Below are 23,227 nucleotides of genomic sequence, written 5' to 3' on the forward strand. Positions count from 1 at the left end.
AAACTACTATTATTCTATATGAAATCTCCAATTTTTACATGCCCTTTTAATAGATTTCTGGAAATGATGAGGCGTTGAATTTCATCTGTACCATCATAAATTCTCCATAACCTCGCTTCACGATACCAGCGTTCAATAGGTAATTCTCTTGTATAACCCATGCCGCCATGGATCTGAAGAACACGGTCTACTACTCGATTGCCCATATTTGCTCCGTAAAGTTTGGCCATTGAAGCTAAATGACGATTATCTTCGCCATTATCCAAAGTGTAAGCAGCATTTAAGACAATCCATTTTGCTGCCTCAATTTCAACTGCAGAATCTGCAATTTTCCATTGAATCGCCTGTCTGTCAGCAATTGGTCTTCCAAAGGTTTTACGTTCTTTTGCATAGTCAATGGCCATTTGGAGTAAACGTTCAGCTGTCCCTACTGCACGAGCTCCAACAATCCATCTGGCAAATCCAATCCATTCTAATCCAAGTTTATATCCACCATGTAATTCCCCTAATATATTTTCTTCAGGAACTCTTACATTATCGAAAATGAGACTGGCAGGTCCCCACTCTCCCATTGTGTGAATATATTCAGATTTCCAGCCCATTTCCCTATCAACAATGAAGCAAGTGACACCTTCGCGCCCTGTAGCTGCGTGTTTCTCTTTGTCAGTAATCGCGATGACCATTACGAAGTCTGCTTCATTACCGCCTGTAATAAAGGTTTTTTCACCATTAAGAACCCATTCATCTCCATCTTTATGAGCGGTCATTTTAATGTTTCTGGTATCTGAACCTGCATCAGGCTCTGTCATAGCAAAGCAGGATTTTTTATCCCCGTTAATCGTTGGAATGAGATATTTTTCCTTTTGCTCTTTATTTCCATAGTAAAGAATGTTGTCAGCAGAGCCCCCAAAGGTGAATGGAACAAAGGTTTTTGCTACTTCCATTGTTACGATTGCCTGCATCATTTGTCCAAGATCAGCTCCGCCATATTCTGCGGGTGTATTAATTCCCCAGAATCCAGCTTCCTTCGCCTTTAATTGCAATTCTTTCTGCTTTTCCTTTGATAAACTTGGCTTTCCTTCAAGCTCGTTTTTAAGCACTTCATTTTCGAGCGGGATTAATTCCTTTTCCACAAATTTTCGAATCGTTTCCTGTACCATCTTTTGCTCTTCTGATAATCGTAAATCCATGAAATTCACTCCTTGTAATTGTTGGTTAGAAATTAAATACTAACTAGTTAGTATGAAAAGCGACTAAGCGTTTGCTTCTTCTTTTAAGGCTCTTTTCAGAATTTTTCCTACTGCTGTTTTCGGAAGCTCATCTGCAAACTCGACAATTCGTGGGACTTTATAAGCTGCAAGTTCCTTTCTGCAATGGTCGATCACTTCTTCTTCTGTCAGCGAGGTGTTTTCTTTGCAGACGACAACGGCTTTGATTGTTTCCCCTCTGTATTTATCCGGGACTCCAATTACAGCAGCCTCAAGGACATTTGGATGTTTATAAAGAACATCTTCTACTTCAATTGGATACACGTTATAGCCACTGGCAATGATTAATTCCTTCTTCCGTCCAACAATGTAGAAGAAACCATCCTCATCCATCCTGGCTAAGTCACCTGTCGATAGCCAGCCATCTTTTAACACTTGCTGGGTTTCTTCCGGCATACCCCAGTAACCTTTCATAATTTGAGGGCCTTTCACCACTAATTCACCAACCTCACCAATAGGTAAGGTGTCTTCCCCTGTAGCTGAATCTACTATTTTGGCATCTGTATTTGGAATCGGTATTCCGATACTGCCTGCTTTTTGTAAACCGGCGATTGGATTTCGGTGAGTGACAGGTGAAGCCTCTGATAATCCGTACCCTTCCGCAACAGTTGTTCCGCTTAGTTCATTAAAGCTGTTCAGCATTTCAACTGGAAGCGGAGCAGAACCACTTATACATGTTTTTAAGACACTTAAGTCAAAGTGATGTTCTTTACAATAATTAAGCAGGGCATTATACATTGTAGGAACACCCGGGAAAATGGTTGGTTTGGTTTTTTCAATGACTTCTGCTACCTGTTCCACATCAAATTTAGGGACTAAAATTAAATTTCCGCCTATTTTAAAGTTCAAATTCATCGCGCTGGTCATTCCATAGACATGAAACAATGGGGAAATGGTAAGAATACGTTCTTCACCTAAATTCGTTTTGACTTCTGATGTTGCAGCGCTTTGTAATGTGTTAGCCACTACATTATAGTGCGTAAGCATAGCTCCCTTTGAACGACCTGTTGTTCCCCCTGTATATTGGAGAACAGCAATATCTTCCTTAGGATCAATCGGAATATCCGGAATTGGCAACCCCTTATTTTCTAAAAGACTATTAAACTTGCAATCGTTTTCAAAAGAAACGTCCACAATTGTTTTTAATGATGTTTTGTCCTTAATAGATTCGATTAAAGGGATTGTTTGATCAAGAGCAATGATTACTTCTGTTTCAGTATCGTTAAGTACGTGTAACAACTCAGATGATTTATACATAGGATTAATTTGCACAATAATAGCTCCGCATGTCAGAGCTGCATAATAACTGATTGGGTACTGAGGGCAGTTCGGTAACATGAGAGCAACCCGATCACCTTTACTAATTCCCATGTTATATAAGGCGGCTGCCATCGTTTGAATCGAATCTCCCAATTGTTCGTAAGTATAAGTTCTATGGAAAAACGTCATGGCGGTATGTTGCGCATACTTTTCGATAGACTGATTCAATAGCTCAGGGAGAGAAATCTCAGGAATTTCTATTTCCTGTGGATTTCCTTTTACTACATGTTTTAACCATGGTCTATCCATTGTTTATGACCTCCTTTTATTTATCCCGTACCAATTTAAACGTTCCAATTGCTTTTGCAAGGACCGTTCCTTCAGAATCAAACATTTCCCCTTCAGCAATGACCGTACGATAACCTTGTTTAATAACTTTTCCTTTAGCGTAAATCTCACCGCTATCACTTGGGGAAAGATAATGAATATTTAAACTGACCGTCAAACATCTGGTACCGGTTATCGATCTTATAGTCATTCCCAACACCGTATCCAGGACGGTTGCATGAACCCCTCCATGCATCGTTCTGTTCACATTTAACAGCTTTTCTTCTACGGGCAGTTTCAGGAGTACATCGCCTTCTTCAAAATGGACAATGTCTAAACCAATATGAGATATAAAGGGACTATCCTGAAAGCTCTCACGTATCTCTGCTATTGTCCTATTCAAATGCATCCCTCCTTTACAAGGTACTGCCACCATCAACGCTTATAACTTGACCGGTTATGTAATTGCTTGCATCTGTTGAAAGTAATAGAGCCACACCTTTAATAGCGTCATCATTACCAATCATTTGAAGCGGATTCTGTTCCTTTATACGGTCCCCATATCTTTCCAGTACAACTTTTGTCATTTTGGTAGGGAAGAAGCCAGGTGCAATCGCATTCACATAAATTTTATGCCTTGCCCATTTTCTAGCTAAGTCTTTTGTAAAATGAATAACTCCTGCTTTACTTGTACTATACCCAATAGTATTCAGTACTTCAGGTGGCTCCGCTTTTATACCTGCAGCTGAAGCGATGTTAATAATCTTGCCGGATTTTTGTTCAATCATATGCTTACCTGCAGCTTTTGACATGAGAAAAGTACCTGTAACATTGACCTTGATCACTTTTTCCCAGGCTTCCAGTGGCATGTTTTCCACATCTTCTCCCCATGTAGTTCCACTATTATTGACCAGGATATCAATGCCTCCAAAATCTTCTACAACCGCTGCAACTGTTTGATTGACGGATTCTTCATTGGTTACATCACACTCGTAAGCTTTAGCTTGAACCCCTTTCTTTAGTAACTCATCTGCTGTCTCTTCGCAGTTTTCCCGCTTTCTGGAGCAGACAGCAATCGAACATCCTGCGTCTGAAAGTGCTTCTGCAATTTGTTTCCCTAATCCTCTTCCACCACCTGTAATTAATGCGACTTTTCCTTTTAATTGAAACAATTCAAAGGTATTCACGGTTTATACACAACTCCTCTGCTTCTTATCTGACTAAATAAAGTTTTGTTCACTTAATTTAGATGCAAAAATCGTGCCATAATTATCAAAACAAGGAGATGAGCAAGTTCATTCTTGCTAAACCCTGCTGTTATATCAAGATTAAAAAGGATTCAAAAAATTTTAAGATATTCTTTGTATTTCCTTTTTATTTTAAAGATGATAAATAATCATTCATTTTTGAATTATTGAAGAAGAAAATTAGCAAAGACAGGGGATTCATGTTTGAATCAAAAATTCATGTTTGAATCAAAGAAAAAAGACCCTTTTCCGGGCCTTCATTTTAAGTGGATATTATATTTTTTTAATTTCCTGACGATCGTTGGCTGACTTGTATTTAGAGCTTTTGCCAATTCGTATGTATTCGTATACTTTTCTGCTGCCAGTGCAATAACCTTCTTTTCTGCCATTTCTACAGCTTCTTTTAAGGGAACAATAACATTGGCTGTCAGTTTATTCGTTGTCAGATATTCCTCAGGCAGGCTATCAATGTTAATGATATCCTCACGTGAAGTTACAGCAAGCCGTTCGATTAAATTAAAAAGTTCCCGAATATTACCCGGCCATTCATAAGATAAAAAGAAGTCCTGCAGATCATAATCAAACTCCTTATTCAACTGGTATTTATTATTTACTTCATCTAAAAACTGCTGAATAAGCGGCAGGATATCTTCCCGTCTGTTTCGGAGAGGTGGAATTTCAAGTGGGATGACATTTAAACGATAATATAAGTCCTCACGAAAATCGCTGTCTTCCACCATCTTCTGCAAATCCTTATTCGTTGCTGCAAAAATTCGTACATCAATTTTTTTAGGCTTGGTTCCGCCAACTCGCTGGATTTCTCCTTCCTGCAATACTCGAAGGAGCTTGACCTGGAGAGATAGTGGAAGTTCTCCAATCTCATCTAAAAATAAAATGCCTTTATGGGCTAATTCAAACATTCCTGGTTTACCATCACGACTGGCCCCTGTAAATGCTCCACCTTCATACCCAAACAATTCAGATTCCAATAAATCAGGAGGAATAGCCCCGCAATTTATTTTGATAAAATCCCCTTTTTGTGAACGATTACTGTTTGTATAAATATAATGTGCAAGTACATCTTTTCCGACTCCTGTTTCACCCAGAATTAAAACAGTAGCATCAATATTGGCAATACGAGTGGCTGAATCATAAATTTGTTTCATTGACTTACTTTTCGTCACAATTCCCTTTACCTGATCTGGTTTATTTTTTAATCTTTCCAATTCCTTTTTATATTGGGTATTCAATTGATTTGCTTTTCGTAATTCTATCTGTAATTTATTCAGATCAGAGAGATCCCGTATATTTGTTACTACTTTTTCGACCTCTCCATTTTCATTGAATACAGGGGTTCCAGTTAACAGGGTTTCATTCCCTTCATAGTTATTTTGAACAAGGGATACGGTTCTCTTTTCTTCTACTACTTTTCTTGTTACGGAGTTTTTCAATATGCCTCGCTTTATCAGGTCTTTGACATTTTTACCAATGTAATATTCTTTAGGAATACCTGTAATCCGTTCGATGGCTGAATTTGTTTTTAACGTAACTCCATTTTTATCCGTAATATAAATCCCATCATATGAGTTCTCAATAATGGCATCCAGTTCCCGATTTACATCTTTAAGATTCTGATTTTCCTTTTGCAGGTTTACACCGTCCAAGTAGCACACCCCCTCAGTAATTAACTTCTTTATTAGTAGCATAAATCCTCTATGTCTTTTCACTGGACTTCATGAAAGTACAGACATTGGATTACATCTGTTCCTTCACAAATCTGCTCTGACGGCTGACATGCCTTCGAAAACCTTGACATTTTAGCAAAACAAAAAAACTGCATCGTGGATAATCATATAGTAAAATAGAATGACAACAGTTATCAGGAACTCTAAGGAGAGATTAATTTGGAATTGAAGATAACTCCATCAGCCGAAATGGTATTGAAGGAACTTAATAAAAAAGGGGATCCATATCTATTGTTGTGGTATGACACAGATGATTGCGGCTGTGGCGTAAACGGCCTTCCAATGATCAGTTTTGTGGGAGAAGTGAATTCCACTTATCAGGAAGTTGATAGTAATGTTTACCCAACTTATATCAATCGACAGCAGGCCGTTTTCTTTCATCCGAAACTTAAACTTGATGTTGTTAATAACGGTACTTTTCGACTATCGAGTCCTGAAGGCATTTTAAACCCTTTCATTTCTGCATCTAAAGTAAAGAGCATGGATTTAAATGAAGGATAGAAACAAATGACAGCTTTGAACAGTGAAGTGCATACTGGCTTTGGGAAAAATTAATATAAACGCCTGGTCTGATTAGGGCACAGGCGTTTTTTACGCGTATGAATGAAAAAATTCTAATTTCCCACAAGATTCACTTATAAAAATCAGTGAGAGTCTCCCATTCTTCACGAAGCAGCCCCATACGTATGGAGTCATAAAATTTTCCGTTATAATATCGGCATCTTCTCAATCGCCCCTCAAGTTTCATTCCGAGCTTTTCACCAACTCTCATCATTCGTTCATTGCCTGACCATGTAGTAAAGCCGACTCTTTCCAAGGGTAATGTGTTAAATAGATGATTTATCCATAAGCGAAGTGCTTTTGTTCCATAACCTCCACTCCAGTAATCAGGATCATAAATGCCAATCCCCATTTCCAGCCATAATGAAGCTTTATGTTCCCAATAATAGCTGACAGTTCCAATTATCGAATGATTTACTTCGATCACCCAGCGATCCTCCTGGTCAATCCATTTATTTTTTCTTTCAAGAAACCTTTCATAGGAAACAGGAACAAGTTCAAAATAAGGAGCATCCCACTGCTTCCATAGCGGATCTTCTTCTTTGTAAATGAGCTTCCATAACCGTGGTAAGTCTCTTTGTTCAATTGGACGTATAATTAGTTCATCATCCTGATACATCTAAGGCCCTCCAAACTGCTTAAGGTTATTTTAAAATTGGGATGATATCAAGTTTAGAATAGAAAGCGTAAGCATCATACAAACTATAGATGGAATCTGCAGAAAGGTGGTATTATTCATGGCTGAGGAAACTCGGGAATATCGGACCGGACAAGGTGTTCCATTGACGGGAGAATATATCTGTCAATCAGGTGAAATAGCAAAACTAAATGAGAACGATTCTTTCCCCAGATGTCCTGTAACGGGACAGGAGACAACCTGGAAGCATGAAAATGAAGAACCTTCAAGTTAGTCCCCTATATATGTATAAGAAAGGTGAAAGTAACCCTGATGAACTGTATAAGGGTTACTTTTTCAATGGAGATGATTATTCCCATGGGTTATCCGGATACATTTCTCTTAGAAAGTAATGGATTGGAGAACCAGTTTCCGTAATACTGCCGAAAAGCTAAAAGAAATAATTTCAATGTTTACATAATATTGTTATGGTGAATTCATGATGAAATATATTTGCGTTTCAATATCATTACTCTATAAGGGCCCTTAATTCCTTCTTGATTCCTAAAATAAGTTCTAATGGAGTAACTCCATAACGTGACCATTCTCCTGCTTGATATTCTCCTGCTTTTGCATGTAAATAGACCGCTGCGATTAAGGCCTTATGAGGAGCAGCCTTCTGTGCTAAAAACGAGGCAATTAGTCCCGCCAGTACATCTCCGCTTCCTCCCTTACTTAACGCATCATGACCAACAGGGTTAATAAAAATATCTTTATCAGGAGTGGCAATAACGGACCGGTGACCTTTTAACAATAAATATACCTTATATTTATGGGCAAAGTTCCGGGCGATTTCTATCCGATTTCCCTCGACTTCTTTAACGGTTGTACCAAGAAGCCTGGCCATCTCCCCTGGATGAGGAGTAAGAATAACATTTCCATTAAGATGAGGTAAAATATCCAGTTCATGCTGCAGAAAATATAATCCATCTGCATCCACAATTAAATGCTGATCCTGAAGCATGCGCAGAAAAGCAGACATCCATTCTTCCCCATTAGGAAAACGACTTAAACCAGGACCGATAGCAATGCAGTCAAATTGGTCCATTTTTCTGCTTAAAACATCAAGAGCCTTATCATCCAAATGACCATCTCTATCTGGTAATGGAAGCATAAGCGATTCCGGATTCTGCGAGGCTGCCATCGGATACAGGCTTTCGGGGATGGCTAAAGTAACTAAACCAGCTCCAGTGTGTATAGCAGTTTTTGCAGTAAACATGGGAGCACCAATATATGGACGGGAACCACCAATAACGAGAACGTGACCAAAAGTACCTTTATTACCTTGTGGCATTCGTGCTGGGATGGAAGTCTTCGCTAAATCTTTCGTAATAACAGACGGAAGATGTAAGTCAAGCTTTTTCGCATTGGAAACAGGAACAGAAATATCCACCGTTTTCCATTCGCCTATGTACGCAGGACCCTGATTAAGAAAAAACCCCTTTTTCGGAAAAACAAATGTGATCGTTTTTGTTGCTTTAATAGCTACACTTTCTGCTCTTCCATTATCACTTCCAATCCCCGACGGAATATCAACAGCGATGATCATTTTTTCTTTAGAATATTGATTAACAGTAGCTATCATCTCATCTATTGGTTTTCGAACCGGACCTTGAACACCGGTTCCGAGTATAGCATCAACAATCACATCTGCTCCTTCAAGAAACAAAGACAGCTTATCCGGAGATTTTTCAGAGAAGTCAACGAACGGTAACCCCCGGTTTATGTATACATCAAAATGAGTTTTTGCATCTCCTTTAATACGAACTGGATTTACCATTAGACATAATTGAACATTGATCCCTGAGTCATACAAACGTCGGGCGGCCACAAATCCATCTCCACCATTATTTCCACTTCCGGCAAGAACATTCACCTTTGACTGTTTATGAGGCAGATGTTTCATCACTTCTTCGGCTACCATGGCACCGGCATTTTCCATAAGCACAGGTCCAGGTAATCCCAGTTTCTCAATCGTGTACTGATCCATCATCTGAATGTCTTTTTGACCTGCTGCATACATGTTACCGCCTCCCTGTTCCATCATTTACATCTATTATAAGGGACTATGGTCTATAAAAAAACCTGAGAGATTCAACTCCCAGGTTTTGATTAATTCCCAAACATTCTTTGTTTACGCTGATTTTCTTCATTTAAAAAGTTAATAAAAGACTGAAACCCATACTTTGGCTGTTCTTTTATTGACTTAATATATTCTGTCTTGCTGTAGTCGTTCATATGTTCACTCTTTTTAATTCTTTTAATCATTTGTTCTGTGCTTATTGTTTCTATTTGTTTCTTTACATGCTTGGATTCTTTGTAAAGGGCCAGCCCAATGGCAGCCATGAGCGCATAAATGGCTAATGTCGGCAGCATATTGAGATACCAGCCGCCGGTAAATAAATAGAATAGTAAATTAAAAATCGCAAACGTCATGAGTGGTATGGCAAAGATTATATATTTGGAGTGCTTTTTAATATAAGGTTCAATGGTTTCAGAAATAGCCTCCAGTTCCTTTTTTACAAAGTTTGGCATATGCTTAAACATCATTGGATTATTCATATCCAGCATTCTCCTTTAAAAATGGTAAGGGACTTGCGAACAGCATGAACTGTTGCCCCTGTTGCCAGTTGAGCCGGAACTGCTCTGTAATTTCGACTCTGCAGCAAAATACTGTTCCCTTTGAATGAACTTACCATTATTATAATAGAATTTGTGATTATAGTCACATAAAACGCTTACTATAATATTTTCCAAACGAAAAAACAATGATATCCTTTTCTGTTTAATTTTACTATAATAAAGGGTGAGATATGCTAATGGAGTGATCAATTATGAGTGGTATTGTTGGTTATATTGGGAATCGTTCGGCTCAGGAAATTTTGATTCATTGTTTAACGAATTTGGAATATCGAGGCTATGATTCGGCTGGCCTTGCGATTTCAAATGGCGATCACATTGAGGTTCGGAAAGAAAAGGGAAGAATTCAGGATTTGGAAGCATCATTACAATTGGATACTATGCAAAACGGTACTCTGGGTATTGGGCACACTCGGTGGGCTTCACACGGAAATCCATCGGCGGAAAACTCGCATCCTTTAACCGACGAACATGAGCAATTTTTCGTTGTTCATAATGGTATTATTGAAAACTACCACGTTTTAAAGAAGGAGCTGCTATCGGAAGGGTATTCCTTTAAAACAGATACCGATTCAGAGGTTATCCCTCATCTGCTTTCCAAATATAATACAGGTAATTTTGTTGAAACGGTTCGGATGGTATTGCCGATGTTGAAAGGATCATTTGCACTTGTGATGATGTCCGCTTTGCATCCGGATATGATTATCGGCATTTCTCAGGAAAATCCTTTGATAGTCGGGTTTGGCGAATCCCAGGCTTATCTTTCATCAGATATTTCCGCCTTACTCTCCTATACGAAAGAAACCTATCCCATAAAAAATAATGAAATGGCCATCCTGACAAGAGATGATATTTTTATAGAAACCGTTGATGGCAAACAGGTTCATCCTGATAAGGTAGCCATTGAATGGGACGAAGAGGAAATTCTGTTAAACGATTATGATCATTTTATGCTGAAGGAAATTCTTGAACAGCCTTCTTCTTTAAAAAGTACGTTAAATAACAGAATTAAAAACAAACAGGTGTATTTACCAGAGGCAGAATTATTTTTCCGTGAGCATCCCTATCAACAATTTCGTAAAATCGACATCATCGGAAATGGAACCTCGTATCATTCTGGAATCATTGGAAAGAGTATTATGGACAAATTATTATCATTTCCAGTTGAGGTTTCTCTCTCCTCGGAATTTACATATGAGCACGGTAAATTAAGTGAGCAACATTTAGTGATTGTGGTTAGTCAATCCGGAGAAACAGCGGATTCACTCACGGCGATTAAAGAGGCTAAAGCAAATGGAGCCAAAACCATTGCGATAACTAATAACAAGCGCAGTAATATTGCACGTCAGGCTGATTGCATCATTCCAATGAATGCAGGACCCGAACAGGCAGTGGCTGCAACGAAAGCCTATACATCTCAAATTACGGTTTTAAGTTTATTGGCCATTCATTTATGTAAAAAGACGGAGGAGCCTAGTCCAAATTTTATAAAGGAATTAATAGAAGCTGTTCAAACTTTGCCTGAAATTGTAAAGCAAACCTTAGTAATGACTGAGGATGCCATCGATTCCTTTGCTCAAGTCACGAATGATCAGACAAATTTATTTTTAATAGGACGCGGCCTGGATTATGTACTCGCATTAGAAGGAGCATTAAAATTACAGGAGGTAGCTTACCTTCATGCCAACGCCTATGCTGCTGGTGAGGTGAAGCATGGAACGATGGCGCTGATTACCCCTGGAGTACCAGTTATTGCTCTCGCCACACAGCCCCATTTGAAGGATAAAATGGTGAGTAATATTCGTGAGCTGAAAACAAGGGATGGCTATGTTGTTGGAATTACGAATGTCGGGGACGATGCGCTGACTGATGTCGTTGACGAAATCATGTATATTCCCGAAACACACCCGTTGATAATGCCCATTGTTGCTGCCATACCTCTCCAGCTCCTTGCCTATTATTCAGGAACTGTTAGAGGGTATAATGTGGACCGTCCCAGAAACCTGGCTAAAAGCCTGACCGTTGAATAATAAGTAAATCTTATAAATCCTTCCCGATCAGGATAGACTAAAAATAAAGTCTGCAAGAAATCCTTTTTCGGGAAGGTGAATCGAAATGAAAAAATGGCTAATGACTCTTGGACTTATTACCGGTATCATGATAAACCCTGAGTTAGCTTCAGCAAAGGAAGATGATCAGCCAAAGGGAATTACACATGATTGGGAAAAAGTACATACGTATTCAAAAGAGCATTTGGTTGACAGCTTCCAAAAGAAAGTGCAGACATTTGTCAGTTATCATTATCATGATTACCATGTTTACCGAACAATTACTGTTCACACATACCGTTGTACTCTTCACGGAGAGTATAAAACGAAAACCCATTTATCGGATAAGCGCGTAGAAAAACAACCACATTAGCGTTGACGTATTAGGCCAGTCCATAAAGGATGACTCATCCAGGAAAAAGATTCTTACAACGTTCCTTAAGTCGAATAAAAAAACAGACCCCAAATTTGCGTATCTGCACGTTCTCCCGTCAATTGCTCCCAGGCAGATTGATAAATCTCCAGCTGAGACTGGTAATACTCTTCCAGTCTCTTTTTATCTTCCCTTCTTTTTACTCGATCGGTTTTATAATCAATAATTTTCCATCTGTGGTTGACTTTATATACTAAATCTATGATCCCTTTCACATGGAAGGCTTCAACTTCATGATTGTCTGCAATTAATGAATAGAGCTCACTTCCTCTCTCCGCACGCAGACCAATCGGCACCTCAGTAAGAATCGTTTCTGCGTGCTGAAGTTCGGACCATATCTTTGATTGCTTGAATTGATTAATATAATCATATACCTCTGTTTCTTTTTCTTTTGAGAAGTTATACGCAGCAAGTAAATGTTCAATCAGCAGCTCAATCGGCTTTTCATTAACCAGGTGTTCTAAAACCGTGTGAATTATGGTTCCCCACTCTTTGCCGCCTCCTGCTTCCCGATCAATCTGTAAAACTGACTGATAATCTTTATTTGCGGTTGGACTGAAGGATTCATAGGATGGTTTTTCTGCTTGTTTCATCCAGTTATATTGGTTTTCAGTATGATTATGAGGATATTCCTCTTCTGTAATCATCCTTATCGCAGTCTCGTTTTGCTCTGACTGCTCTGTGAATCCTTTCAAATTTTCAATTAAGGGTACTTCTAAGAGTGTTTTCCAGGGATTTTTCCTATTGTTCTTTTCACTTCCACTAATAATTAAGGCTTTTTCCGCCCGGGTAGCAGCCACATACAGTATACGTTTTTCCTCTTCTGTTAAGTAGTGCAGCTCTTCCTGCTTAATCTCATTCCATTGAAAAGGCATAGCCACTGGCTTTTTATGAAACCTGCTGATGTTCTTATAGAAGGAAAAATATCCTTTGGATGAAGTATCATCCCGTTTAATGTGCTGCTTTATAGAAGATTCAGGGTTTACCTGCTTCCATGGATGAGCCAGAAAAACAATGGGGGCTTCCAATCCTTTCGATTTATGTACATTCATCACCCGAATAGCATCTGTTTCCTCCTCCATGTTTACAACTACCGTTTTCTCATCCACCATGTCTGCCAATAAAGTAAAAACATCGCGATAATCAGAAAATCCTTCTGCTTCCGTTTTTCGAAGAGCATCCAGAATCTGAAGCAGACTTTTAAACGCTCGCTTCCCGTGATTATTTAACAGCAAAAGCGGATAAAAGCCGGCATCCTCCATGATCCTCTCTATTGCTGTCGTTGGGGATAAAATCCGAACCCATTTGTGATAGGTTCTTAATCGAGTCAAAGCAGTTGTGAATTTTTCCACGGTTCTTTTATTAAGCTGATCCGGAATCGGTGAATAAATGGAGAACCTTCCTCCATTCCGTTTCCACTGATACAATTCATTATCGCTAATCCCAAAGAATACACCCCTGAGAGCTGCTGTAAACAGGACAGGATCTGAAGGGTCAGTAAATGTGCTGAGTAAAATTTTCAGTTCCTGAAACTCAATCATATCACCTATGGCCATTTCACCGCTTACACTTACTGGCATATTGTGCTCCTCCAGAATTTTGGCATAATGACCAACACTATCGTTATAGCGGGTAAGAACCATAAAATCACTGGGTGTAAAACCCTCTTCTTTACGTAACTGTTGAATGGTTCGAGCGATATTTTCTGCATCCTTTTTAATAACATCATCCTTCCTTGTAAATTCAGCTGGTACCATTAATGATTTTATTCCTGAAAAGGCCGTTTGTTTATCCTTATGATACGCATTTAATGGGAGATAAGCCGCCTGGTATGCCGTTTCTGTTTCAGGAAGCTGCTGCTCAAATACCTCATTCAGGTTTTCAGTTATACTATCTAAAGTACGAAAATTCATGGTAAGCTGAAGAACCTCACCTCCGTGTTCAACCATTAATTGTTTCACACGGTTATAGGTATCCATGTCAGCCCGGCGAAACCGGTAAATCGCCTGTTTTGGATCTCCCACTACAAACAGGGATCCTGGTAGTGGCTTACATTTTGTCCATTGTGTCTCATTTGTGTTCACACTAGTAAGGTAAAACATAATCTCAGCTTGAACAGGATCCGTATCCTGAAATTCGTCCACTAAAAGAGAGTGGTATTTTTGCTGAAAATAGTTTCTTACCTCTGCATTGTCTCTTAATAGACTTCGGGCTGTCAGCAATAAATCCTGAAAGTTGAGCAATGAACGTTCATCTTTAAGACTCTCATACTCATTTAAGGCCTGACGCAAAAAGGAAATGACATCAGAATGGATATATTCCCTCCATTGCTTTAATAATGGTACAATTTTCATTTCTGCCAGAGCCCGAATTTTATCATAAAAGTATTCAGCATCCTCTTTGTACATCCAGCGGTTATAGGTTGGCTTCAGATTTTTATCAAATTGTTCAAAAACGTCAATGATATCTTTGTCCTGTTTATGATTCATGTGCCTCATTTTCCGTAAGGCCACTGTAATAGCAGACTGCAGCTTGTCATACCCTTTTTGAGGCTCCATTTCAGGGAGTGCTCGTCCTGCTTCCTTTAACACCATCTTTAATGCTTCAAATGTCTCCTGTAATTCCGGCTTTGGTCTTCTTTCAGTCATCCACTGAACATCTTGAAAATCCTTCATCATTTTTAGATTTTCAAATTGTTCCTCGACAGGAACCCCTAATTCCAATAATTGATCAATGATTTGAGGTTCTTTCTCCTGAATCGTTTGTAAGAAACTATCCCATGACTCTTCTAATAGTTCAAGATCCTGACTTTCTTCCAATTCCTTAAAATCAATATCCAGTTTAGCTTCAATCGGACGTTCTCTTAAAAGTTTTGCACAAAAAGAGTGGACAGTACCTAAAAAGCATTGATCCATTTTCTGTAGTGCTTCCCCGAGGCATTCCCGTTTTTCTGGATCCTGTTCGGATGTCCAGGCTTTCTCAATTTCACTTTGAAAGCGTACCTTTAATTCATCAGCTGCTTTTTTCGTAAAGGTAATCGCTGCGAGTTCATGGACTTTACAGGTTTCTGTGTAGATAAGATTAACCATACGGCTTACAAGACTGGTTGTTTTTCCGGAACCGGCACCTGCTTCAATCAGAAAATTAGTGGTAAGCTCCTTCTCAATTTTTGTACGGGCCTCCTGATCCATAATTTTCTTACTCATAATTGCGCACCCCCAAGAATTTCCTGATTCCATCCGCATCAGGATCCATTTGTTTTGCCTCCAATATTTCAGGGTCATAGAAGCTTCTCCTGCAAACCGATTTAAGCTGACAAAAATGACAATCGGCAGGATCGTCTGTCATGGAAAAATGCCCACTTTTAATCACATCGGTTAAGGTTTCCAATAGATGTAACCCATTTTCTCTCTGTGAAGCATCCTGTTTTCGGCTGAACCTTCTTCCCTGTCCTTTTGATGTTGGAAAGAAGTAGGAACTTTCTTTCACAGCACCTGATTCCAATTTCAAATGCTGTTCAATCGCTAAAGCATAAATAAAATGCTGAAGCTGGCGTCCCCCCTTAAATCTTTCATAGTCCTTATAGTTATACGTGCTTCCGGTCTTATAGTCAATAATATGGTAGTTGCCGTCCTTGCCTCTGTCTACACGGTCAATCTTTCCGGATATATGAATTTTAGCCTTTGATGGGAGTGTAATCACTGCAGGCTCATATTCACCGATACCAAAGGCATATTCGAAATATAAAGCATCATGGTCTATAGCAAAATTCTCTTCCTCCTTAAGGAAAATATCACAGGCTTCCAGAATATCCTGTACTTCCCGCTGAAAAACCCGTTCGTTTGGAGGGGATTGAACCTGTTTTTGCTCTTCAATCAATTGCCAGGCAATCGTGTGTAAGTCTTCTTTATGTAAGGCGTAAGATGGCTTTTGTTTTTTCTCCTTCTGTTTCTGGTAAAAAGACTCAAAAATGCGATGAAGTAACGTTCCTCTAGTTGCAGGATCGAGCCATGCAAAAGAATGATAGATTTGCTCCTCGATCGGTTTTACCTGCAATATTTCTTCAAGAAAGTAGGCATAAGAGCATCCTGCCAGTTTCTCAAGCTTTCCTGCGGTCACGGTACGGTTCGAATTTAAACGGGGATCGTATTCACGCGTGTCGATATCAATCCGTCCATCATATTCGGTGAATGCATGTGTGTTACGTGAATAATCTGCCTGCAGACCGTACTGTAAATTCACATAATGATCCAATAATTGCTGATTCGGGTGATAAACTTCCTTTTTTGTCATATAGAGAAGCCAGAAGTCTTTATCCATAAAGGGTTGTTCAGGTATTACCCGGGCTGGTAAATCTTTTAATTCCTTAAACTCCGCGTGATGGTTCCCCGTTACCATACGATAGCACTGTAAAAACAAATAGGAAGGATTCACAGATCGGTTTTCACTCATATTAAAACTGCAATAGCTAATGGTTACAGGGCCCTGCGACAAAGCCAATAGCTGCAGCATGACATATTGATGTTCCTCCCCTTTGTTCTTCATAAGCTCCAGGTTGTTACTAAGCTTCTTTCGTTCCTGGTCAAGCAGAAGCGGGTCCTGACCGGATGAACCAGGAAACGAACGGTTATCTGCCCCGACGATAAAAAGATGTTTTCTGCTATGATAAATCCCCCTATGATAGGCATCAATGTGCAAATAACCGGGTTTAGGCCCTGATTTGCGTACACGGATAGAATCCAGACTGTTATACAGCTTTTCAAAAAGGTCATATTTGGGTAACGCTTCGACTGCATACGGAATGATGCTGTTTAAGGTCTCAAGTATGGCTTGCTGAGCTGATTGATCAATAGCTGAAACGGAATTTGCGAAGTTTTTCAGGAAAAAATGAAAGGACGTAAGGAATTCTTTTTCACGGATGACAGATTCCATAGGCGGCAACTGTTTAAATAGACGGTCAAACCAATCTTTTAACCAGGCGATATCCTGAAGCTTCCTTTGGATAGCTTCCTTGTCATTTGTGCTGTCAGCATACCATTGCCTGTACTCGTACTTCTTAAGCAGTTTGTCAAGTTGATGCTTATACCTTTTCGGTCCCCACCCAATTTCTGCTTCCCGCAAAAGGTTAATAAGACGCACATTTGACGGTGCATTCTCTGGCAAGGCAATTAATCCTTCATTGAGAAGGTGGATAAAGAAACGTGTACTGTATCGTTCATCCATCCATTGCAGCAGTCCGCGAACCAGCCTGCCTGGTCGACTTAATGATAAAGGCAATCCTTCTCCAAAAGTGACCGGCAATTGATGCTGTTCAGCTAATTGGTACAGAATCGTTACATACGGTTCCGGTCGGGTATAAAATAAAATACAGGAATCTAAACGTAGGGTTTGCTGTTTGATTTGAGCGAGGATTTGTTTGAGTTCGGTTTCCTCTGTTTTCGCGGTAAAGATAGATAGGTCTGCTTGATCCTCGGCCTCATCCAGCTTATACAAGTAACTAAAAGGACCTGGTCTTCCCCAATTGATGCTTCTAAGATTATAATGTTCAGGAGGAGAAACACCAAGAACTTCCGGCAGTGGCAGCTTATAATAATGTTCCGGGAGTATTTTTTTAAGAAAGGTGAGTTCTATATCAGATAAATGTAAATGAGATTGAAGAATATAGATAGAATTTGAAGTCTGTCTCACAACTTGAATTGCCTGTTGATATAAGCCTGCTAAATCCTGCAAATGATGAACAGCGATTAACTGTTCAAATTGAATAAAAATTTTTCTCATATCTTCAGCCTTTTCCGACGAAATGAATGCATGCGCAGGCAGGTTTTCACTTGTATAGCCGGCCATACGAAGCTCTTCTATCATCTGATAAATGCTTTGACTAAAAGAAGGGGTTACTTCCATTCCGCTAAAATAGGTTAAACTCCGGCTTTCCTGTAGTTCTTTTAATAAATAATAGATAAGGTGCTGACCCAGTACTGGTTCCAGTAGCGAAAACGATGGATTCCCATAAATCGCTATGATATCCTGTGTCATATCCTTTACCGTTTTGATTTTTAAATGGATAGAACGATAACCATTCTTCAGAAATGACTGATAGATTTGTTCTCCAACTGAATGCGAATCAACAATGAGTATTTTTTCTTCAAAGGGATGACGGGCACAAATCTGATGGAGCTCTTCAATGTGTTCCTGCATGTTCAGCCTCCTTGCAATATCTACTATAATTTCTATTATGCTGTTTTTTACCGTTGCTGGCAACATAAATTGTGTATAATTTTGGGAATGTTGGGATTTTTCATGAACAAAGGCATAACCACCGGACGTGGCCCTTCCTATTTTTTGATCCATAAAACCGCTATTTTATAACACAAAAAATGGAACGTCAGGGGTTCCGTTCCATTTTCATCATTACCCATTGCTGTTCTTGTTGGCAAGTTCTCCACGATCGGCAGTCATTGGTGGTTGTTCCATCCATCGGTTTTTGATTAAAATATTTGACCCATCTTCAGAATATTTTTGGACTTCAAGGGATAATCGGTTATACATTACACCTAAATCAACTCTTGGACTTTGAGACATTGCTGTACCATAGTAACCTATACTTAAGCCAATTAATGCTGAAGTAAAAAACATGATTAGCTTATCAGAAAAAGTAAAGGAAGTACTTGTTGTTACTTCCGATGAAATTGACATAGGTACAGGAAGATTTTCTTTTTCCAGTTTCCCCCCAAATACCTTAGTATGCTTTTTACCAATCTCGATTCCTTTTAAAAGAAACTTCTTTACTTCCTTAGACTGTGCAACCTGACTAAAGCCTGTCAAAGTCACAACTCCAAGAGCATTTCTTTTCAAGTTGGAATATAAACTGGAAATTTCGCTGGCAAGAAGAGATCGCTTTTCACCAATGATATCCAGGATAAACCCCTGCTTCTCAACATAATCAATTTCCTCAAGCTTTGGAAGTTTAGCTGACCTCTGATATAAGCCCTTTTTTAACAATAAATCCTTAGAGATTTTATATAAATGCATGGTTTCGTACATGCATTCTATATAGTAATCGGTTATATCCTGTCGAACCGATCCTGCGACAGCACCGGAGTAATTGGTCTGACCAATGATAGCCATATGATTCAGATAATTTAAAACATAAACATCTGAATAAAGTTTTGGAGCTTTTAAATCGACATCCTCGTCCAGTTTAAACCCAACTGGAATTGCATAATTTTCCGCCTGAAAAATCTCTGTAATTTTTTCAATGTGACCTTGAGACAATTCCAGAGCGTGTGAGGTAATCGATTTAATTTCTTCGTCCTCTATGTTTTTTAAAAAATAGGACAGCATACAAATACTTGCACTGTCATTTAAATATTGGGCCCATAATGGTGAAATTTCCGAGGCTGTTAACCCAATATGTTTTTCATTTTCCATCTGGTACCCTCCATATCGAGACTTTTAAGGATTATTATCCTACAAAGACTTATGAATTATGTAAAGGGATGATTGAAAGGAAAAGGACTGCCTTTCCCTTGTATGAGGAAACACAGTCCTTGGCAACTAATAAAGAAGTTCATACACTTCATGTAATTGATACCCGCGTTCATGATCACCTGATTCATTAGCATGATGAATTTCCTTTAACAGAATCTCCCTTAGTAAGCGACTTTCCTCTTCATCCAGATCTCTTGAAAAAAGATTCTCCGACGAATAGTGATTTGTTGCGATTTTGTTATCAATATCCCTGACAGCATCAATTTCCTCTGTGTAGTTTGATAAAACTTCCTGTAAATAAGATAAAGATTGATCCATCTTTATTCCTCCTAACACTTCTTTCTTATTGTTAGGATGGTTTGATACCTGGTGAATATTCACCTAAAAGAAGTGGAGATGATAACAAGTTATGCCGAAACCTGCGGGAATAAACCGAATTTTCTGTCATTGTATAGCACTTATTGTCACTCTTTGCGCTTGCCCGGGAAATATTATAATAGTCTGGCAATAAAACTGACAATTTGATCCTCAATAGACTTGCCATACTCTTCACTCTTCATATTGTTTAATATGATGGAGAAAGTCACTGTATTTCCATTAATGGTTTCCGCATAACCAGACAATGAACTAACGGTTGAGATTGTTCCGGTTTTTGCCTGAACCTGTCCGAGTAAGGGTGGTGTCTTCATACGATAACGCAGTGTGCCACCCTCCATTCGATCGTCGGAACCAGCAATTGGAAGGGAATTTTTATATATAGAGAACCAGCTTTCCTCTTGAATACGAAATAACAGCTTGGAGATTTGATTCGGTGTAACTAAATTGATATGGGATAGACCTGACCCATCACGTAAAACCATGGATTCCGTATCGAGATTATATTTTCGTAAATCCTTCTTCAAGATACTAAGTCCATGTTTCCAGCTCCCTTTTCCCTTTTTAATTCTCCCTAATTCTTTAACGAGAATTTCAGCATGACCATTGTTACTTAACTTCATAAAAGGAATAAAAAGCTCTGACAGGGGAATTGAATCCTTGGTCAAAAGGGTTTGGGCTGAGGAAGAGGCTTTTCCTAAAGAACTTTTTGAAACGGTAATTCCCTGAGCCTTGAGATTCTTTTCAAACAAATGCAACACATATTTGGCTGGATCCCAAACGGCTATCCATTCTTTTTCAGCTGCTGAATCGAGTGGAATTTGCCCTGAGATTGTAATATGGTTTGTCCCGTGTTTTCGATTAACCTCAATGTCTTTTCCTTCTTTGGCAGAGACGGTTTCAAGCTGATTATTGATGGAAACATAATTAGTTTCAGGTGTTAACGTAACTTTTGTTCTCTTCCCAACCTGATTTGCAGGAGTTATATTGGCTATAATTGTCCCCGCATCATATTCCCGGTCAGGTGAAATCGATAAGGCAGATACCTGCGCTCCATAATACGTATCCTCATCTGTCCAGGGAAGGTCCTGTGAGTAATGCTTATCATCATACCAGGTATCATCCCCTACCAGTTTACCTTTAATTTTATGTATGCCTTTTGCCTTCAGCTGTTCAGCAAAATTTGCGAGATCCTTTTCCATTAATGTGGGGTCTCCTTTTCCTCTAATATAAAGATTTCCCTTTAATACACCATTTTTTACCTGTCCATCTGTTAAAACTTCTGTGGAAAATCGGTATTCCGGCCCCAAAATAGATAAGGCTGAAGCAGCTGTCAGCAGCTTAAGATTCGAAGCAGGACGGAGTAATTTCGAGCCATTATGCTGATAAAGAAGTTCTCCTGTATTTGCATTGCGAATACTTATTCCTGCTATTGCTCCCTCTAAGTGAGTCTCATTTTGTAAAAGCTGATGAATCTGACGGGAAAATTGATCCGTCTGTGCTTCAAGCGAAGATGTACTCCTGTTCGTGCCGATTAGAGCTAGTGCCAGTACGAAAACGAGGAAAATGAATCGAAGGATATTTTTATTCATACATGTAACCTCCTTTTTATACGACATAAAAAAGCTGGAAATATTGCCTGTAATCAGACATGATTTCCAACTTATTATATTTCTATCCTATATACAGTTTTAGGTTTACATAATCATTTTATAGTATATCAATCCGCGGTATACGTATTCCCATTCTTTTGTTTCACCTTTTTTTCCTTCATAAGATGGCCCAAAGCCCGTTTGAATGCAGCTTTACTTATATGAAAGGTAGCACGAATCTCCTCAGGATCACTTTTGTCATCAAATGGCATCATCCCTTCGTTAGCATTCATATAAGCCAGAAGCGACGCAGCATCCTCTGCAATACTATTCTGTTTCAATGGACGCAAGGAAATATTTACAGAGCCATCTGACTTCACATCAATGATCCTCCCTTGTACCCTTTGACCGAGACGGGGTTCCTCTTTCCTCTCGGAATGGTGGATAAAACCCCGGTATCCATCATCGGTCAGCATTACACCTCCCTCTTTACTGGTTCTGTAAATACGTCCACTGACAGACTTATGAAGCACATCGTTTCCGGCATCCAAAAAGTCCTCACTTGTGAAAATGTCCTCTGTTGCCGGTTTCGCCAATAAACGGTTTCTTTTATCCAGATCTAAACAGACATACAGGAAATCCCCTGCTATTGGCCAGACCGATTCATACAGAGGTAAATCATCTTTGGATACAAGGATTTCTTTGTCCGTTCCAATATCCACAAACACACCCAGATTCGGGATGACATCGACGACTTCGGCCCAGTCATATTGATCTCTCCGAACAGTTGGAATTACAGCTGATGCTACTACCTCCCTTTTTTTATCCTGATACAGAAAGACATCCAGCTGTTGTACGGATGGATCGATGGTTTCAGCGGATTTTTCGACATCCATAGTGACATCAGAAACCCCATCTGTTAATATCCATATCCTCCCTTTCTTTTCTTTCACTCTTAATGACTGAATGGTTCCTGCTTTATCTTTCATATAAAACACTCCTTTTAACCCATAAACATTGACAATTTATGTATCTGCAATTATTATCACACGTAAACTCGGAATTATTTTTATTTATATCTCAACACCCATTTTTTAGGAGGATTGGATGAAAGTCTACGTGGATGCAGATGCAAGCCCAGTCAAGGATATCATTATTGCAGAGACAAAACCACTGAATATTCGTGTTGTGTTCGTTATGAGTTTTTCACATTTTTCAAATCAGATTGAAGAACCCCATGTTGAAACCGTGTATGTGGATGCTGGTGCAGATTCTGCCGATTACCGTATTATGAAGCTGGCTCAATCTGGAGATATTGTAGTGACACAGGATTATGGCCTGGCATCTCTGGCATTGGGAAAAGGTTGTATCGTTCTTCATCATAAAGGATTTCAATTTACCCAAGATAATATTGATCAAATGCTGACCATGCGTCATGCAAATGCAAAAGCCAGAAAAGCCGGATTTAAAACGAAAGGACCTAAAGCCTTTACGGAAGAAAACAGGGAGCATTTCAGGAATTTCTTTAGGAATATCATTAAAAAAGCCCCCTGAGAAAGGGAGCTTT

General features: G+C 39.2%; 19 protein-coding genes. 5 read left to right on the plus strand and 14 right to left on the minus strand.

Features of this window, described 5'->3' with window-relative positions:
- Nucleotides 1-14: 14 nt before the first annotated feature.
- From ACZ5OK_RS09470 to ACZ5OK_RS09490, 5 genes are all read right to left on the minus strand, one after another.
- Nucleotides 15-1,190 (minus strand): acyl-CoA dehydrogenase family protein, encoded by a 1,176-nt coding sequence (locus tag ACZ5OK_RS09470; RefSeq protein WP_343836280.1) that lies wholly within the window; start codon nt 1,188-1,190, stop codon nt 15-17.
- A 63-nt stretch (nt 1,191-1,253) separates the two neighbouring features.
- Nucleotides 1,254-2,837 (minus strand): long-chain-fatty-acid--CoA ligase, encoded by a 1,584-nt coding sequence (locus ACZ5OK_RS09475; protein WP_343836282.1) that lies wholly within the window; start codon nt 2,835-2,837, stop codon nt 1,254-1,256.
- Nucleotides 2,838-2,853: 16 nt separating this feature from the next.
- Nucleotides 2,854-3,258, minus strand: a complete 405-nt coding sequence (locus ACZ5OK_RS09480) for a PaaI family thioesterase (RefSeq protein WP_343836284.1) — start codon at nt 3,256-3,258, stop codon at nt 2,854-2,856.
- A 13-nt stretch (nt 3,259-3,271) separates the two neighbouring features.
- Entirely contained in the window at nt 3,272-4,042 is a 771-nt protein-coding gene (locus ACZ5OK_RS09485) for an SDR family oxidoreductase (RefSeq protein ID WP_343836286.1), read from the minus strand.
- Between the two features lie 317 nt (nt 4,043-4,359).
- Nucleotides 4,360-5,766, minus strand: coding sequence for a sigma-54 interaction domain-containing protein (locus ACZ5OK_RS09490; RefSeq protein WP_343836288.1), 1,407 nt, complete (start codon nt 5,764-5,766; stop codon nt 4,360-4,362).
- A 240-nt stretch (nt 5,767-6,006) separates the two neighbouring features.
- Here ACZ5OK_RS09490 and ACZ5OK_RS09495 point away from each other — a divergent pair, with 240 nt between their 5' ends.
- Nucleotides 6,007-6,348, plus strand: a complete 342-nt coding sequence (locus ACZ5OK_RS09495; RefSeq protein ID WP_343836290.1) for an iron-sulfur cluster biosynthesis family protein — start codon at nt 6,007-6,009, stop codon at nt 6,346-6,348.
- A 130-nt stretch (nt 6,349-6,478) separates the two neighbouring features.
- On the opposite strand, the gene ACZ5OK_RS09500 is transcribed toward ACZ5OK_RS09495, so the two are convergent.
- Entirely contained in the window at nt 6,479-7,027 is a 549-nt protein-coding gene (locus tag ACZ5OK_RS09500; RefSeq protein WP_343836292.1) for a GNAT family N-acetyltransferase, read from the minus strand.
- A gap of 118 nt (nt 7,028-7,145) precedes the next feature.
- On the opposite strand from ACZ5OK_RS09500, the gene ACZ5OK_RS09505 reads away from it, so the two are divergent.
- A complete protein-coding gene (locus ACZ5OK_RS09505) occupies nt 7,146-7,319 on the plus strand; it encodes a hypothetical protein (protein WP_202925682.1) in 174 nt (57 codons plus the stop codon).
- Between the two features lie 234 nt (nt 7,320-7,553).
- Here the strand turns inward: ACZ5OK_RS09505 and ACZ5OK_RS09510 are convergent, their stop codons facing one another.
- Both ACZ5OK_RS09510 and ACZ5OK_RS09515 read right to left on the minus strand, forming a co-directional pair.
- Entirely contained in the window at nt 7,554-9,107 is a 1,554-nt protein-coding gene (locus ACZ5OK_RS09510; RefSeq protein ID WP_343836298.1) for an NAD(P)H-hydrate dehydratase, read from the minus strand.
- An 89-nt stretch (nt 9,108-9,196) separates the two neighbouring features.
- Nucleotides 9,197-9,646: a DUF5392 family protein gene (locus ACZ5OK_RS09515; RefSeq protein WP_044157649.1), complete on the minus strand. Its 450-nt coding sequence runs from the start codon at nt 9,644-9,646 to the stop codon at nt 9,197-9,199.
- Between the two features lie 272 nt (nt 9,647-9,918).
- Between ACZ5OK_RS09515 and glmS the strand changes: the two genes are divergently transcribed.
- Nucleotides 9,919-11,754, plus strand: coding sequence for a glutamine--fructose-6-phosphate transaminase (isomerizing) (gene glmS, locus ACZ5OK_RS09520; RefSeq protein WP_343836301.1), 1,836 nt, complete (start codon nt 9,919-9,921; stop codon nt 11,752-11,754).
- Between the two features lie 85 nt (nt 11,755-11,839).
- Nucleotides 11,840-12,145, plus strand: a complete 306-nt coding sequence (locus ACZ5OK_RS09525) for a hypothetical protein (protein ID WP_343836304.1) — start codon at nt 11,840-11,842, stop codon at nt 12,143-12,145.
- Between the two features lie 65 nt (nt 12,146-12,210).
- Here the strand turns inward: ACZ5OK_RS09525 and ACZ5OK_RS09530 are convergent, their stop codons facing one another.
- The 6 genes from ACZ5OK_RS09530 to ACZ5OK_RS09555 all read right to left on the minus strand — a co-directional run bounded on the left by ACZ5OK_RS09530 (nt 12,211) and on the right by ACZ5OK_RS09555 (nt 22,649).
- Nucleotides 12,211-15,411, minus strand: a complete 3,201-nt coding sequence (locus tag ACZ5OK_RS09530) for a UvrD-helicase domain-containing protein (protein WP_343836306.1) — start codon at nt 15,409-15,411, stop codon at nt 12,211-12,213.
- Nucleotides 15,404-18,400 carry a PD-(D/E)XK nuclease family protein gene (locus ACZ5OK_RS09535; RefSeq protein WP_343836308.1) on the minus strand — a complete coding sequence of 999 codons (2,997 nt, stop codon included), beginning with the start codon at nt 18,398-18,400 and terminating at the stop codon, nt 15,404-15,406. Before ACZ5OK_RS09535 ends, ACZ5OK_RS09530 begins: the two co-directional genes overlap by 8 nt.
- Nucleotides 18,401-18,613: 213 nt before the next feature.
- Nucleotides 18,614-19,633 carry a DUF3231 family protein gene (locus ACZ5OK_RS09540; RefSeq protein WP_343836310.1) on the minus strand — a complete coding sequence of 340 codons (1,020 nt, stop codon included), beginning with the start codon at nt 19,631-19,633 and terminating at the stop codon, nt 18,614-18,616.
- 126 nt (nt 19,634-19,759) lie between these two features.
- Nucleotides 19,760-20,011 (minus strand): sporulation protein, encoded by a 252-nt coding sequence (locus tag ACZ5OK_RS09545; protein ID WP_343836312.1) that lies wholly within the window; start codon nt 20,009-20,011, stop codon nt 19,760-19,762.
- Between the two features lie 173 nt (nt 20,012-20,184).
- Nucleotides 20,185-21,660, minus strand: a complete 1,476-nt coding sequence (gene dacB / locus ACZ5OK_RS09550; RefSeq protein ID WP_343836314.1) for a D-alanyl-D-alanine carboxypeptidase/D-alanyl-D-alanine endopeptidase — start codon at nt 21,658-21,660, stop codon at nt 20,185-20,187.
- 128 nt (nt 21,661-21,788) lie between these two features.
- On the minus strand, nt 21,789-22,649 hold the full coding sequence (locus tag ACZ5OK_RS09555; protein WP_343836316.1) for a S1-like domain-containing RNA-binding protein: 861 nt from the start codon (nt 22,647-22,649) through the stop codon (nt 21,789-21,791).
- A 118-nt stretch (nt 22,650-22,767) separates the two neighbouring features.
- Here ACZ5OK_RS09555 and ACZ5OK_RS09560 point away from each other — a divergent pair, with 118 nt between their 5' ends.
- Nucleotides 22,768-23,214 (plus strand): YaiI/YqxD family protein, encoded by a 447-nt coding sequence (locus tag ACZ5OK_RS09560; RefSeq protein ID WP_343836319.1) that lies wholly within the window; start codon nt 22,768-22,770, stop codon nt 23,212-23,214.
- The last annotated feature ends 13 nt before the right edge of the window (nt 23,215-23,227 follow it).

It is taken from the genome of Salinibacillus aidingensis (assembly GCF_055393355.1).